We start from the raw sequence: 14,896 nt of genomic DNA, 5'->3' as shown, positions 1-14,896 counted from the left end.
CGCACGTGGATCAGGAGGCGACGATCTCGTAGAGGGCGATGTTGCCCCACTGGAGGTTCGCGTCGTGGACGGTCAGCCGGATCTTGCGCGTGATGACCGGGCTGGGCAGGGTGATGGTGCTGGTCTCCACCTTCGAGCTGAGTTCCTGCCAGTTCGTCAGATGGCGGGCCGCCTGCGTCACCCAAGCGGTTCCGTCCCAGGTGTCGAGCGAGACGTCGGTGACGCCCTGGCCCTTCGCCCAGGCGGTGTGCAGGGTGACGGCGGCGATCCGCCGGTCCTTGCCGTAGTCCACCACGAACTCGCCGGGGAAGGTGACGCCGGTGCTCACCGATGCCCACGGGCTGCTCGGATCGCCGTCGACGAGCGCGTCCACGGTGTTCGTCGGCGAGGTCGGGAAGGTGGTGCTCGCCACCGCGGTCCGCCCCGGCCGGTACGGCTCGCTCGCCGCGGGCACGCCGAGGGCGATCTCGTTGATCTGGATCGGGCCACCCGCCGCCGCCTTGACGACGAGGCGGACCTGCACGGCCTTGATCGTCTCGGGCAGGGTGATCACCTGCTGCTCGACGGTGTCGTCGTCGGTCGTCCAGACCAGCTTCCCGCTCGCCCTGGTGACCCAGTCCCCGTCGTCGCGGGTCTGCACCTCGACATCGGTGATCGCGCGGGAGGCGGCGTGCGCGGCCGACACCGTGACCGTGCGGAAGGCGCGTCCGGTGGCGCTGGTCAGGTCGATGGTGCCGGGCAGGCGCGGCTCGGGCACGCTTCGCCAGGCGGTCGCCGGGTCACGGTCGGCCAGGCGCCGCAGGTGGCCCTTGGGTTCGAAGGACGCGCTCACCTTCGCGGGGGCGATCTCCCGCTGGAAGGCGCCGAGGTCGGGGGCGCCGTCGGCGACGGGCGTGCCCGCGTAGTCGTGCTCGGCCGGCACGCTCACGCCCGCGTCGAAGGCGGGCGAGCCGTCGAGCGGCCGGTACCCCGCAGGGCTCTCCTGGCCGGGCGCGGCGAGCCGGGGGTCGGCGACGACCGCCGCGTGGTCGGCGCCGGTCGGCGGCTGCTCGGTGCCCCAGTAGAGGTTGTGGTCGTAGATGACGCCGTTCTTGTTGTCGAAGCCGGCCCCGGCGAGGTTGACGAAGACGTTGTTGCGCACGACCACGCCCGCCGCGTTGTTGTACAGGCGCACGACCCGCTCGAAGCGGTACGTGCCCGCCCCGCTGTAGGGCGGCTTGACCTCGACGGCGCGGTCGGTGATGTAGAGCGTGTTGTTGAGGAAGTGGGTGCCGGTGGTGGAGGTCGAGGCGGCCAGGCCCTCGTAGCCGTCGTTCCTGCTGACGTTGTACCGGACGACCGTGTCCTTGGTCGGGGCGGCGGTGAAGGAGACCGCCAGGAAGAAGCCGCCGTCGTTGTCGTGGCTGTAGTTGTACTGGACGAGGCTGCGGTTGTTGTCGGCGTCGGCGTCGAAACCGTGGCCGTCGCTGCCCGGGCCGTTGAACCCGGTGTGGGAGACCTCGTTGTGCTGGACCACGATGTCGTCGTTGCCCTGCCACCAGATGCCGACGTTGCCGCCGGTGGTCTTGGTCCTGCCGCGTACGGCGCGCTCCACCCGGTTGCGCTCGATCACGGCGCCCGCGGTGTGCATGGGGGTGATGCCGCCACCGGTCACGTCGTGCACGTAGTTGTCCCGGATGCGGACGCCGGTGCTGGGCGTCCAGGTGACGACCTCGCTGTCGGGGATGCCGGTCTCCACGGGGTACAGGCTGGTCATGCCGCTGCGACGGGACCACGTGGACCACATGATGACGCCGTAGGAGCCGATCTTGGAGATCTCGTTCCGCTCCAGGACCAGGTTGTGGAAGTACGTCGGCGTCGTGTTGCCCCGGATGGAGACGATCAGTCCGGCCGCGGCGACGCTGTGGCCGCCCTGGCCGTTGACGTCATGGATGTTCAGGTTCCGCAGCGTGACGTTCTCCAGCCGGCCCGCGTCCTTGGCGAACAGGTTGACGCCGCTGCGGTAGAGGGAGGTGTCGGCGCTGTAGTTGGTGACCTCCAGGCCGTCGACGGTGAAGTCGTGCACGTTGCTGATCCGAACGGCCGCGTCCACCTGGCCCTGCCCGTCGATGACCGGCTTGGCGCCCTCGCCGTAGGAGCCGACGAGCGCCGGACGCCCAGGCAGGCCCGCACCCTGCAGGCTGAGCCGGCCCTCCCACCGCTGTCCGGCGCGGAACAGCAGCCGGTCACCCGGGCCCAGCAGCACCTGACCGGCTCTGTCCAGGCTCCGCCAGGCCGTGGCAGGGCTTCGTCCCGAGGCCGCGTCGTCGCCTGAGGAGGCGTCGACGTAGAAGGTCTTCCCTGGGCCGGCCGTCCCCGCCTGGGCGGGTACGGCCGGCGACACCATCATGGCGAGCAGGGCGAGCCCCGCCCACCCGAACCGTGTACGCAAACTCTGTTCCTTTCGGGGGGTCATTTGCCGATTCCGGCGGTCATGCCTTCGACGATGCGGCGGCCCAGCCACAGGTAGAGCACGATCATGGGGTAGACCAGGATCACGATCCCGGCGAACAGGCCGCCCCAGTCGGAGCTGTACTGCATGGAGCTGTAGAGGTTGAGCAGCGCCGCGGGCAGCGTGCGCTCCTCGGGCAGCGGCGCGATCAGCAGCACGAGCAGCGTCTCGTTCCACAGGCCGATGATGTTCAGCACGAGGACGGTCATCACGCCGGGCCTGGCGACCGGCAGCACGATGCGGACGAAGGAGCGCAGCGGCCCCGCGCCGTCGATCTCGGCGGCCTCCTCGATCTCGTGCGGCAACGAGCGCATGTACCCGGTCAGGACGAACACCGCGAACGGCAGCGACAGCACCACCTGGAAGACCAGCAGCGTGATGCGGTTGTCCCACCAGCCGGTGACCCAGTCCTCCATGAAGGTGTAGAGCGACAGCTTGATCACCACGACGGGGATGACCAGGGTCTGCAGCGGGATGCTCAGGCCCATCGCGAAGTAGCCGGTCAGCGGGCCGGCCACGCGCCGGTCGGAGCGAGCGAGCACGTACGCCGCGGGCGCCGCCAGCGCCACGATGAGCAGCGAGCCGAGCAGGGTCAGGACCGTGCTGTTCAGCGCGGCGGCGGAGAACTCGGCCGCCTGCCAGGCGGAGGCGTAGTTGTCCCAGCGCGGGTCGGCGGGCAGCGAGAAGGGGTTGAGCCACACCTCGCCGGAGTCCTTGAGGGACTGCATGCCCACCCAGACGACCAGCACCAGGTTGAAGGCCACCCACGCCCACAGGGCGATCGCGGTGGCGCGCGGCAGCAGGACGTCTCCGATCAGGCGTCTCATGACAGCTCCACTCGTTCGCGCCTGGTGATGCGCCGGGTCAGGGCGATGAGCACGGCGGTGACGAGCAGCACCACGACGCCCATCGCGGCGGCGTTGCCGAGCTGGGGCACGGCGTTCCCGGCCACCAGGGAGTACTGCTGCACCGCCACCGTCCTGGCCTGCAGCGGCGGGCTCCCCGGCGTGCCGCCGGTGGTGAACGCGAGCACGATCTCGAAGACCTTCAGGCTGTTGACCACCCACAGCACGGCCGACACCGCGAAGACGTCCCAGGTCAGCGGCAGCGTGATGTGCCGGAACTGCTCCCACCTGGTGGCCCCGATGAGCTGGGCGTCCTCGTAGACGTGGGCGGGGACGGAGTCGACCGCCGACATCATCAGCGCCACGTAGAAGCCGGTGCTCGACCACACCAGGCCGCCCACGATGCAGCGGAAGACCAGGTCGGGCCCGAGCCAGGGCTGCGGGTCCAGCCCGAGCCAGCCGAGCGCGGTGTTGACCACGCCCTCGGGGTTCAGCAGGAAGCCGACGGCGGCCCCCACCGCGATCATCGAGATGATCATCGGCAGGAACATCACGGACCGGATGAAGGCCCGGCCCTTGATGTGCCGCAGCACCACCATCGACAGGAACGTGAAGCCGAACACCAGCCCGCCGCCGGCCACCGCCAGCACGAACGTGTTGACGAACGCCGTGCGGAACGCGTCGTCGCCCAGCAGCGCCAGATAGTTGTCCAGGCCGCGCCAGGTCATCTCCGAGCCCGGCCCCGCCCAGGCGTTGAGGCTGACCCAGAACCCGAACAGCGAGGGCGCGACGAACAGCGCGGTGTAGGCGATGAGCGCGGGGAGCAGGAAGGGCCAGAAGGCCCGTTCACGCCCCGGACGCAGAGCCCTGGCCTTGACCGGCGGCGCCACGGGGGGCGCCTGGGTGAGGGTTCCCGCTCCCATCGGCTCAGTTCTTGTTCGCGAGGTAGTCGGCGGTCGTCTTCTTGCCCTCGGCGACGAACGCGGCGGCGTCGATTCTGCCGGAGATGAGCTTGTCGTGCAGCGGCAGGAAGCGGTCGTTCCACCAGGTCTTGTCGGCGGCGGCGTCGTCGTAGGTGCGGTGCGTGGCCGCGGCCTCGGCGACCGCCTTCTGCACCGCCACCAGGTGCTCGGGCGCAGGCACGTCGGCCCGCGAGGGGATGTTCAGCGCGCTGGTGGAGATCTGCTCGACGTACTTCTTCTGCAGCGCGAAGGCCAGGAACTTCTTGGCGGTCGCCACGTTCGCGCCCTTGGCGTTGACGCCCCAGCCGAGCGTGCCGACCTCGACGGAGTTCTTGCCGCCCACCGGGAGCTGGAAGGAGGCGATCTTGACGCCCGCGGCCAGCTTCGGCTTGGTCTCGCTGGCCAGCCAGGTGCCGTTGAGGTTCAGGTCGTAGCGGCCCTGCGCCCATGCGTCCTGGGCGGCGGGGAACTTGGTGGCCATGAAGTCCTTCTGGAAGTAGCCGCCCTTGGCGAGCTGGGCGACCTTCTCGGCCGCCGCGAGGACCTCGGGCTTGTCCCAGGCGGCGGGGTCGGTGGCCAGCGCCTTGAGGCTGCCGGCGCCGTTGGCCCGGACGAGGATGCTGTAGAACCAGTACACGTTGTAGAAGTTGATCGTGCCGTCCTGGCCGATCGGGGTGCGACCGTCCTTCTTCGCCCCGTCGAGGTAGGCGATGAAGTCCTCCCAGCTCTGCGGCGGCGCGCCGGCCAGGTCGGTGTGCTTGGCGGCGTCGAACCAGACGGCGGTGGAGATCACCGTGTGCGGGACGAACGCCAGGCCCTTGTCGTTCGAGGAGGCCTGCCGCACCGACTCGGGAAGGACGTCCTTGGCCGTCTTGCCCTCGCCGGGCACCTGGGCACCCAGCACGTCGTCCAAGGAGGCGACCAGGTTCTGCGCGGCGTAGGTGGCCAGGTTGTCGGTGGAGGTGTCGAACAGGTCGGGGCCCCGGCCCGCGGCCATCTCGGTGGACAGGTTCTCGTTGCCCTTGCGGCCGACGAACTTCACGTCGACCTTGGTGCCGGTCTGCTTGGCGAAGTCGTCGAAGAGCGCCTTGATGATCTTGCCTTGCGGCTCGTCGGCGCCCCACGAGGAGCGGTAGGCCAGTGCCGCCGCCTGGGCGGTGCCCGTCTCGCTGTTCTTCTTGCCGCACGCGGCCAGGCCGAGGGCGAGGGCTCCGACGGTGAGGACGGCCGTCAACTTACGCATGATGGGGGCCTTTCATGGGAGGGTGAGGGGGACGACGGTCCCGGCGTGCCTGGCGCGTTCGGCCGCCCAGACCACCCGGTGTGTCGCGAGGCTCTCTTGGCCGCTGGTCAGCACCAGCGAGGGGTCGCCGTGGGCGATCGCGGCGACGAACGCGTCGAGCAGCGCCTCGTCGCCGCCGCCGTGCCCGGTGGCTGCCGAGGCGTCCGCGTCGGCGCGGGTGTCGATCATCGACACCTTGTCGGTGAGGAAGTCGTGCAGCCGCAAGGTCACGCCGTCGCCCTCGATCGAGCCGTGGGTGCCGAAGACGCGCGTCTTGCGGTGCTCGAGGGCGGCGAAGGCGGTGACCGTGCAGGTGGCGGAGGTGCCGTCGGCGAACTCCATGGTCACGACCTGCGTGTCGACCACGTCGTTGTCGCTGGCGTAGACGCAGCGGCCGTAGGGCCCCTCGCGCAGCGCGGCCAGCACGCCGGCCTCGGTGTGGTCGTGCGTGACCGCCGACAGCGGCCAGAACTCCTTGAGCGGATCACCTAGGCAGCCGAGGTAGATGCGCTTGGCCGAGTAGGGGCAGGTGGACTCGACCGGGCAGTCGAGGCAGCGGTCGGCCGCGCCGGCGGGCCGCCGCTCGGCGCGGAAGTGCACCAGGTTGCCGAAGGAGGAGACCCGCTCCGGCAGCGCGCCCTTCAGGTGGATGATCCAGTCCAGGTCGTGGCACGCCTTGGCCAGCAGCATCGGGGCGGACTCCGCCTCGTTGCGCCAGTTGCCGCGCACGAAGGAGTGCGCCTGGTGCCACCAGCCGACCTGTTCCAGGTGCTGGATGTTCATCACCTGGCCGATGCGTCCCTTGTCGATGAGCGCCTTGAGCGTCCTGGTGTAGGGCGTGTAGCGCATGACGTGGCAGACGGCCAGCAGCACGCCGTTCCGCTGCGCGGCCTCGGCGATGGCGGCGGCGTCGGCCTCGGTAGGCGCCATCGGCTTCTCCAGCAGGATGTGGTAGCCGAGTTCGGCGGCCCGTACGGCGGGCTCGACGTGCATGCGGTCCTGCGTGGCCACGATGATCGCGTCGGCCAGCCGGTCGCGGGCCAGCAGGTCGCGCCAGTCAGCGAAGACGCTCCCGGCCGGGATGTCGTGCTCCTCCGCGAGGCTCTGCCGCCGGCGCGGGTCCGGTTCCGCCACCGCGACGACGCGGGCCCGGCCGCTCTCCAGGGCGTGGCGGGCGTAACCGAGCCCGCGCAGTCCCGCCCCGATGACGGCGAGTGTGACCATGAGTGTCCTCTCCGGATTGGCCGACTTATTAATGGTGCTTGTTTTTATTAGTTGGCGCCGGAGGCTGTCAAGGACGAGATCCGCGGGCGTCCGCGGCCGTGCCAAGGGTCGCCGAGGACCCCGGCGGGCGTGGGCCCGCCGGGGTCGTCGTGCGTATGGGTCAGCGGGTCGTGATCTCGTTGACGGACAGGTTGCCCCAGGTGCGGTTGGCCGCCTTGACGACCAGGCGCAGCTGGGTGGTGGTGACGGCCGCGGGCAGGGTCACTGCCCTGCGCTCGACGGTCGCCGTGTTGCTCGCCCACGTGATCGCCGCGTCGGCCGCCTGGGTGGTCCAGGCCGAGCCGTCCCAGGTCTGGACGTCCACCTTGGTGATGCCCTGGCCCTGACCGAAGTGGGTGGCGAGGACGACCTCGGAGATCCGGCGGGCGCTGGGAAAGGTCAGCGTGATGCTGCCGGGCAGGGTGACGCCGGTGCTCGGGCTGGCCCACGTCACGTAGTCGGACCCGTCGGTGAGCGCGGCCGGGGTGGTCGACTGCCCGTTGCCGAACGTGGTGGCCGCGGCCGGCGCGGCCTCGTTCGCGCCCGGGCCCGCGGCGCGCTGCAGCCCGCCGAGGTCGGGCATGCCCGAGGGCAGCGCGGTGCCGGCCGCGTCCCGGCCGCCGTCGGAGGCGACCTCCAGGCCCTGGGCGAGCGCCGGCGAGGCGGCGGTCGGCAGGTAGCCGCCGAGGGCGCTGATCGAGGTCGCCGAGCCGGGCGAGGTCAGCAGCGGATCGCCGGTCAGCGCGGCCTTGTCCTTGGCAGGCACCGGCCCGCCGTGGAACAGGTTGCGGTCGTAGACGACCTTGCCACTGTCGTTGTAGGGCAGGTTCGCGCCGTTGTGGATGACGTTGTTGCGGAACCTGACGCTGCCGACGCTGGAGTTCCACACCTTGACCAGGCTGAACGAGGCCCGGTCCGGGTGGTCGCGGATGAAGGGCGTCAGCGGCACCCAGATGGTGTTGTTGTAGACGTCGATGTCGGTGGCGTTGGTCGACAGGGCGAACACCTGGTTGGCGTCACCCTGGCTGACGTTGTAGCGGATCGTCGCCTCGGCCGGAGCGCTGCCGGTGGAGACGGCGATGAAGAAGCCGCCCTCGTTGTCGTGGCTGAAGTTGTACTGCACCAGGCTGCGGTGGGCGGAGGCGTCGGCGTCGAAGGCGTTGCCGTCGCCGGCCAGGCCCCAGTACTTCGTCCCGGACACCTCGTTGAACTGCACCACCGTGTCGTCGGTCCCGGCCCACCAGATGCCGACGTTGCCGTGGTTCTGCGCGGTCCTGTCCACCCGGTTGCGCTCGATGAGGGCGCCGGCGGCCTGCATGACCGTGATGCCGCCCGCGGAGATGTCGTGCACGTTGTTGCCGCGGACGACGACGCCGGTGCTCGGCGTCCACGGACGGTAGTCGGCCGCGGGGACGCCCATCAGGTCCTCCCACAGGGAGTTCCAGCCCTCACGTTGCATCCACTGCGACCAGGTGACGATGCCGTACGAGCGGGAGTCGGCGACCTCGTTGTCCTCGATGCGCAGGTTCTGGAAATAGGTGGGGACGTCCTTGCCCCGCGCGCTGACGATGATCCCGCCCGCCGACGGGTTGGACGACTGGCTGCCCGAGGTGGCGCCCTGGATGGCGTGCACGTGGTTGCCGCGGATGGCGATGCCCGGCACGGCGCCCGCGTCGGTGGCGCTGACGCCGATGCCGATGCGCGGAGTGGTCCCGGAGCCGGAGTTGGTCACCTCCAGGCCGCTGACCACGACGTCGTGCTGGTTCTGCAGTTTGACGGCGGCGTCCACCGTGCCGCCGCCCGCGATGAGCGGCTTGGCGCCGGTGCCGTAGGAGGTGAACGTGATCGGGGCGGCGCTCGTGCCCGACCCGTTGGGGGCGAGCCGGCCGTTCCACTGGCCTCCGGCCTTGAAGCCGACGGTGTCCCCCGGCTGGAAGGTCTGGGCGTTGACCTTGCCGAGGGTCTTCCAGGCCGTCGCGGGGCTGCGGCCGTCGGCGTTGTCATCACCGTTCGGATCGATGAAGTAGGCGGTGCTCATTGCGTACGCGGCGGGGGTGAGGACCGGTAACCCGGTCACGGCCAGGACGGCCGCGAGGACCGTTCCGGCCAGGCGTGGACCACGTGCCATGGTGCTCCTTCTCCTGTGGCTCCAGGCCGGGGCGGCCTGGGGCCGGTCAGCTGCGGCTCTCTCCCAGGTCGGGAGCCGCGCGGATCTCGACCCGCGGCTGCGCGGGCGCCTCGTCGAGCTCCAGCACGACGAGGTCGTTGGCGCCCCGGCGCAGCAGCGGCCAGGGCAGGTAGAGGGTGACCTGCGGGCCGCGCGACCAGTAGCGGCCGAGGTTGAAGCCGTTGACCCAGACGTAGCCCTTGCCCCAGCCGGGCAGCGCGACGAATCCGTCTCTGACCTCCTCGACGTGCAGGGTCGCGCGGTGGAACGACGGCCCTGCGGCGCTGGTCTCGCGCCCCCAGGGCAGGGCCTCGATCGAGTCGAGCGGGACGGGGTCGATCTCCCAGCCGAAGACGAACTGCCGCTCGTGCCGCACGCCGCCGGTGACGCCCTTGCTCTCGCCCTGGATCGGGCCGTAGTTGACGCGGCCCATCGCCTCGACGACCAGCGTCACCTCCACGCCGCGCTCCGGGGTGGCGAGGGGCAGCGAGGTGACGGCGTCACGCTCCAGGGTCGCCCGAGGGACGCCGTCGATCAGCACGCGGGCCCGGTCGTGCAGGCCGGTGACCGTCAGCGGCAGCGCCTCCGGCCGCGGTCCGGGCACCTGGCCCCGGTAGACCGCCAGCCCGTACGCCTGGCCGAGCTCCTCGAACGTACGGGGAACGGCGCTGCGCACCGTGCCGGTGGAGAGCACGTCCAGGCAGTCCAGCAGGCTCAGGCGGGCCTCGCAGGCGATCTCTTGCGCGGGCAGCGTGGCGACCGGCTCGCGGGACGGCGCGGGCGGCAGCTCGGTGTGGCGGCCGAGGACCTCGCGGTAGGCCCAGAACTTGGCGGTCGGCTCGCCGTGCTCGGAGATCGGCGCGTCGTAGTCGTAGGAGGTGACCGTCGGCTCGTACCTGCCGTCGGCCTGCTCGCCCCCCGCGTTCGCGCCGGCCATGAAACCGAAGTTGGTGCCGCCGTGCGCCATGTAGAGGTTGACCGACGCGCCCCGGGTGAGCATCTCGTCGAGCAGCTTGGCGACCTCGTCCGGGTCGCGTACGTGGTGCTCCTCGCCCCAGTGGTCGAACCAGCCGTTCCAGAACTCCATGCAGAACTCGGGGTCGTCGCGGTTTCTGGCGAATTCGGCGAAGTGACCGGCCGGGTCGCTGCCGAAGTTGGCGGTCGCGTAGATCTCCGGCACGGTGCCGCCGGTGACCATGAGGCCCCAGCTTCCGTCGGAGGTGAACAGTGGCACGTCGATCCCCCTGCGGACCAGGCCCCCTGCCAGGTGGCGCAGGTAGACGTGGTCGTCGCCGTAGGATCCGTACTCGTTCTCGACCTGCACCATCAGGACGTTGCCGCCCCGGCTGACCTGCCGCGCGGCGATCCGCGGCATCAGCTCGTCGAACCAGCGGTCGACGGGCTCCAGCCAGCGGGGGTCGTGGCAGCGCCGCCGGAACTCCATCCAGGCCGGGATGCCGCCGTTCTCCCATTCCGCGCAGATGTAGGGGCCGGGGCGGACGATCGCGTACAGCCCGGCCTCCTCGGCGGCGGTGAGGAAGCCCTCCACGTCGGCCAGGCCGGTGAAGGTGAACTCGCCAGGACGGGGCTCGTGCAGGTTCCACGGCACGTACGTCTCGACTGTGTTCAGCCCCATCGCCCGCAGCTTGTTGAGACGGTCGGGCCACTGCTGGGGGAGCGTCCTGAAGTAGTGCATGGCGCCCGACAACACCTGGAACGGCTCACCGTCGAGGGTGAGGGCCTGGCGGGTGGCCTGGAAGCGGCGGCTCATGGACATGGAAGCGCTCTTCTCCTGCGCGTCGAGCACTGCCCGACTTATTAACGAAGCGAGGCTAAATATGTGTGGGCAAGCGCCTTCCCGTCAAGAGCCCGCTGCGTGCCCGTCGTGACGGCCGATTCCGGCCGCACCGACGTCAGGAGGGCTGGGCCTCGGGCAGCGTGGCGTCCACGTCGTACAGGCGGGCGTCGACGTGGTCGAGGGCGTGCCGCACCGCGCCGAGCACGACCGCCTGGTCTCCCAGGGTCGAGACGGCCAGCTCCGGCGGTTCCAGGCAGAGCGGGTCGAGATGGCGGCGCAACGGCTCCAGTAGGACGTCACCCGACCGGGAGACGCCGCCGCCGATCACGACCAGGTCGGGGTCCATCGTCAGTACCAGCGCGGCGATGCCCTCGGCCAGGTCATGGGCGTACTGCTCGACCGCCCAGCGCGCGGCGGGATCGCCCTGCCTGGCGGCCGCGAAGACCAGCCCGGCCACCTCCTCGGCGGGCGTTCCCGCCGGAAGGCCGGGGAACCCGGCCAGGTGTGAGGGGGCACGATGCCAGCCGACCAGCGGCAACGCGCCGATCTCGCCGGCCATGCCGCGTCCGCCTGCGTACAGTTCGCCGCCGATCAGCAGACCGGCGCCGGTACGCACGCCCGACAGCACGAAGACCAGGTCCCGCGCGCCCGTCGCGACGCCCGTCCACCGCTCGGCCAGCGCCGCGAGGTTGCAGTCGTTCTCCACCAGGACCACGGGTCCGATGTCGTCATTCAGCTCGGCCACCAGGTCGACGCCCGTCCACTCGGGCAGGGCCACGGAGAGCTTGACCACGCCCTCCCGCGTCACCACGCCCGTGGTGCCGACGCAGGCGGCCATCAGGCGGCCGGCGTCGAGACCCGCGTCCCGCAACGCCCCGCGGGCGGCGCTCCTGACACCGTCCAGCCTGTCCGCCCGGCTCGCCTCCGACGTCAGCCGGGTGACGGACCGGCCCACGACGTGGCCTTCCAGGTCGCAGACGAGCGCGCGCACGGAGAACGAGCCGACGTCCACGCCGAGCACGTACCCGGCCTCCGCGCGAAAGCGGAACAGCCTCCTGGGCCTGCCCATCTGGCCGGTCTCCGGCGGCGACTCGGCCAGCCAGCCCGAGGCCAGCAGGTCCTCCGCCAGCCCTTCGACGGTGGGCCTGGACAGCCCGGCCCGCGAGGCCAGCTCGGTCAGGCCGATCGCGCCGTGCCCACGCAGCGCGCGCAGGGCAGTGACCATGTTGATCCGTCTCAGCCTGGAAGTGTCACTGCCGCGTACCCGCATGCCGCTCCCTCGATGAACAACGTCAGCAGACAAATGAAAACAGCCATCATTAGTAGCCGCAAGTCGAGGGACCGGCGGGGTGGTGGGCGCGAGCGTAGGGCTGGGATGACAACGATGTCAACGGTTGACTTGCTCCGATCTCTGCGACTACTAAATGCATTGAGTAAACCTACGAGAGGCCGGAGAAGCATGGGCGAGCCAGGAGATGTGTCCCCAGAGACCCCGGGAACTCCTCCGACGATTGCCGATGTCGCCCGGCTGGCCGGAGTGTCGAAGGGAGCCGTCTCGCTGGCGCTGAACGACAAGCCCGGCGTGAGCGAGGAGACCCGGCGGCGCGTCAAACAGGTCGCCGAGCAACTCAACTGGCGGCCCAGCATCCACGCCAGGGCCATGCTCCGCTCCCGCGCGTTCGCCGTCGGGCTGGTGCTCGCCAGGGCCCCCCGGCAGCTCGCAGTGGACCCGTTCTTCGCCGGATTCCTCGGCGGCGTGGAGAGCGTGCTCGACGGCAGCGGGTCGGTGCTGGTGCTTCAGGTCGTGGGCGAGGACGCGGAGAAGGAGGCCGACAGCTACCGGCAGCTGGTGCGCGAACGCCGCATCGACGGCGCGTTCCTGCTGGACATCCGTGACGGCGACCAGCGTCCGGCGCTGCTGCCCGCACTCGGGCTGCCCGCCGTCGCGGTCGGCCCTGCGGGGACGGACTGCGGCCAGGTTCCCGTGGTGGGCATCCGTGACGGCGACGGCATCGCCGCCGCGGTCGGGCATCTCGTGGAACTCGGCCACCGGAAGATCGCGTTCGTCGAGGGGGCGCCCGTCTACCGGCACTCCACGTCCCGCCTCGACGCCTGGCGGCAGGCCATGCGTTCCCACGGCCTGCCCGCCGACCTGCACGACGCCGGGCATTTCACCGGCGAGGGCGGCGCGGCCGCGACCCGGCGGCTGCTGCGCCGAAGGCCCACGGCGATCATCTACGCCAGCGATCTGATGGCCATCGCCGGCATGTCCGTGGCCCGCGAAGCCGGCCTGGAAGTACCCGGTGACCTGTCCGTCACCGGTTTCGACGACAACCCCGAGGCGGCGCACCTGCACCCGCCGCTGACCACCGTCAGGCAGGACCCCGTGGCGGTCGGAGCGGTCGCGGCCGAACTGCTCCTGGCCCAGATCGAGGGGCGGCGGACCACGCCGGAATCGCCGGCGCCCCAGCTGATCGTGCGCGGCTCCACCGCGCCCCCGTCGCCCATGCGCTGAATCGCCCCTCCCCACCGACAGGGCGTGCGCTGAATCCCCCCATCCCCACCAGCAGTAAGGAACGACCCATGTCCGATCACCGTAACTTCGCCATGTCCAGGCGCGGATTCCTGACCGGCGTCGGCGGCCTGGCCGCACTGGCGGCCTGCAGCGGTCCGGGCGGCGGCGCGGCCCCGGCCAAGAGCGGCGGCAAGCAGGCGGTCATCACTCACTGGGACAAGTGGGCCACCCAGGAGCCCTGGGTGAAGAAGGAGATCGAGCTCTTCCAGGCGGCCAACCCCGGCATCACGATCGAGCGCACGATGCAGGCCAGCGGCAACCTCGAGAACCTGCTCGACCTGGCCGCGCGCGGCGGCAACCTGCCCGACGTGTTCATGGTCGCCCAGGACCGGCTGGACGAGCACATCCAGGAGGGCCGCGTCCTGGACCTGTCCAAGTACGCCACGCTGGAGTGGCAGAAGACCTTCCCGGCCTACTCCTTCGTCGAGGGCGTCAACGCGGCCGACGGCAAGATCTACTCGGCGCCGTTCGACGGGTACGCGACCGACGTGCAGCTCTACCTCAACAACCAGGTCTTCAAGGACGCCGGCCTGGTGGAGGCGGACGGCACCGTCAAGATCCCCAAGAACTGGGACGACGTGACGCTGTTCGCCGAGCAGATCACCAAGAAGGGCAACGGCGGCGTGCACGGCCTGGGCTTCGGCAACAGCGCCTTCCCCATCATCCCCTGGTGGGTCAACTTCTTCGTCAACGGCTCGGGCACGCCGGCCACGCTCCCGTCGAGCACCCCGGGCGGCCTGGACCCGAGGACCGGCGCGTTCACCCTGCGCACCGAGCGTCCCTACCTCGACTTCCTCACGCTCTTCCTCGAATGGCGCGACAAGGGCTACATCTTCCCCCAGTCACTCAGCATCGACGACGAGATCTCCCGCCAGCACTTCGCCCGCGGCAAGTTCGGCATGATCGTGGGCGGCGTGTGGAACCAGCCCGGCTGGACCGACCTCGGCTTCACCGACTACACGACCGTCACCATGGTCCCGCAGGACGGGCAGCGCAAGAGCTTCTTCTACCGCGGCGCCGGCTCGGTCCACCTGGCCATCTCCGCCACCGCCAAGAACCCCGACCAGGCGTGGGAGTGGTTCAAATGGTGGCACGGCAAGGACGCCGCCGCGCGGTTCGTGCAGGAGCTCAAGGGCGGCGTCTCGATCCACCCGGAGGCCAACGACCCCAGCAAGATCGACTTCCCGCCGTTCGCCCAGTTCGTCGCCGGGGCCGAGCTCGTGCTGCCCGGCCCGCAGCCGTCGCTGCGCAACCCGGCCACCATCCACGTCGTGCCCAAGCCCGTCACCCCCAGCTTCGAGGACATCTGCACCGGCCTGTACACCGGCCAGATCAAGGACATGCGCGCGGCGCTCACCAAGCTGGCCGAGGACCTGGAGAGGGAGTTCGTCAAGGCGCTGGAGAAGGCCAACAAGGACGGCCACAAGGTGAGCAGGGACGACTACGTCTTCGCCGACTGGGACCTCACCAAGCCCTACAAGTGGGACATCCCCGCCTACCTCGGAGCCTGAGC

10 protein-coding genes are annotated in these 14,896 nt (G+C 70.5%); 2 read left to right on the top strand and 8 right to left on the bottom strand.

Annotated elements, in window-relative coordinates:
* Nucleotides 1-10 precede the first annotated feature (10 nt).
* The 8 genes from ACFSKW_RS50725 to ACFSKW_RS50690 all read right to left on the bottom strand — a co-directional run bounded on the left by ACFSKW_RS50725 (nt 11) and on the right by ACFSKW_RS50690 (nt 12,033).
* Nucleotides 11-2,431 (bottom strand): discoidin domain-containing protein, encoded by a 2,421-nt coding sequence (locus ACFSKW_RS50725; protein ID WP_379582340.1) that lies wholly within the window; start codon nt 2,429-2,431, stop codon nt 11-13.
* A 20-nt stretch (nt 2,432-2,451) separates the two neighbouring features.
* On the bottom strand, nt 2,452-3,318 hold the full coding sequence (locus ACFSKW_RS50720) for a carbohydrate ABC transporter permease (RefSeq protein ID WP_379582338.1): 867 nt from the start codon (nt 3,316-3,318) through the stop codon (nt 2,452-2,454).
* Nucleotides 3,315-4,259, bottom strand: a complete 945-nt coding sequence (locus ACFSKW_RS50715; RefSeq protein WP_379582336.1) for a carbohydrate ABC transporter permease — start codon at nt 4,257-4,259, stop codon at nt 3,315-3,317. The genes ACFSKW_RS50720 and ACFSKW_RS50715 overlap by 4 nt, the downstream gene beginning before the upstream one ends.
* A 4-nt stretch (nt 4,260-4,263) precedes the next feature.
* Entirely contained in the window at nt 4,264-5,541 is a 1,278-nt protein-coding gene (locus ACFSKW_RS50710; RefSeq protein ID WP_379582334.1) for an ABC transporter substrate-binding protein, read from the bottom strand.
* Between the two features lie 12 nt (nt 5,542-5,553).
* Entirely contained in the window at nt 5,554-6,804 is a 1,251-nt protein-coding gene (locus tag ACFSKW_RS50705) for a Gfo/Idh/MocA family protein (protein WP_379582332.1), read from the bottom strand.
* Nucleotides 6,805-6,964: 160 nt separating this feature from the next.
* Nucleotides 6,965-8,971, bottom strand: coding sequence for a right-handed parallel beta-helix repeat-containing protein (locus ACFSKW_RS50700; protein ID WP_379582330.1), 2,007 nt, complete (start codon nt 8,969-8,971; stop codon nt 6,965-6,967).
* 46 nt (nt 8,972-9,017) lie between these two features.
* Entirely contained in the window at nt 9,018-10,787 is a 1,770-nt protein-coding gene (locus ACFSKW_RS50695) for a glycoside hydrolase family 35 protein (protein WP_379582328.1), read from the bottom strand.
* Nucleotides 10,788-10,923: 136 nt separating this feature from the next.
* Nucleotides 10,924-12,033: an ROK family transcriptional regulator gene (locus tag ACFSKW_RS50690; protein ID WP_379582326.1), complete on the bottom strand. Its 1,110-nt coding sequence runs from the start codon at nt 12,031-12,033 to the stop codon at nt 10,924-10,926.
* 252 nt (nt 12,034-12,285) lie between these two features.
* On the opposite strand from ACFSKW_RS50690, the gene ACFSKW_RS50685 reads away from it, so the two are divergent.
* Both ACFSKW_RS50685 and ACFSKW_RS50680 read left to right on the top strand, forming a co-directional pair.
* Nucleotides 12,286-13,323, top strand: a complete 1,038-nt coding sequence (locus ACFSKW_RS50685) for a LacI family DNA-binding transcriptional regulator (RefSeq protein ID WP_379582324.1) — start codon at nt 12,286-12,288, stop codon at nt 13,321-13,323.
* A gap of 68 nt (nt 13,324-13,391) precedes the next feature.
* A complete protein-coding gene (locus ACFSKW_RS50680; protein ID WP_379582322.1) occupies nt 13,392-14,894 on the top strand; it encodes an ABC transporter substrate-binding protein in 1,503 nt (500 codons plus the stop codon).
* Nucleotides 14,895-14,896: the final 2 nt, after the last annotated feature.

The sequence above is a fragment of the Nonomuraea mangrovi genome (assembly GCF_042681425.1).
Lineage (GTDB): Bacteria > Actinomycetota > Actinomycetes > Streptosporangiales > Streptosporangiaceae > Nonomuraea > Nonomuraea mangrovi.
The sequence above is the reverse complement of the archived record's forward strand: the minus strand, read 5'-3'. Positions and strand labels throughout refer to the sequence as shown.